This window comes from Mesorhizobium sp. M2D.F.Ca.ET.226.01.1.1, from assembly GCF_004022705.2.
Lineage (GTDB): Bacteria > Pseudomonadota > Alphaproteobacteria > Rhizobiales > Rhizobiaceae > Mesorhizobium.
The window spans coordinates 1-297 of sequence record NZ_RZOY02000114.1 but is presented as its reverse complement, the minus strand read 5'-3'; the positions used below and the strand labels follow the sequence as shown (position 1 = coordinate 297).

Here is a 297-nt window from a genome sequence, read left to right as displayed (position 1 = left end):
ACGACATCGGCTACGGCTCGGCCATGGCCGTGGTGTTCCTCGTCGTGATCGTGGCGCTGTCCTTCGTCCTGTTGATGCTGCGCCAGCGCTCGCAATGGATCAACGCGGAGGGCAAATAGATGACGTCGCGGCTCCTCAACCGGATCGGTCTGTTCTTCGCGGCCCTGGTGCTCGTCTCGCCAGCGATCCTGTTCTCCTGCGGAACCGTCGAGGCCATCGGCGAGGCGACCAGGGCCGGCACCAACTGCGGCTCCTGTCGCGCCGAAATCCGCGCCATCATCGCAGCCGGCAGGGTGC

At 66.0% G+C, this 297-nt stretch carries 1 pseudogene; it reads left to right on the top strand.

Annotation, left to right across the window (positions count from 1 at the left end):
* Window positions 1-119 (top strand): annotated as a pseudogene (locus EN869_RS34015) (sugar ABC transporter permease); the annotation flags it as partial.
* Between the last annotated feature and the right edge of the window lie 178 nt (window positions 120-297).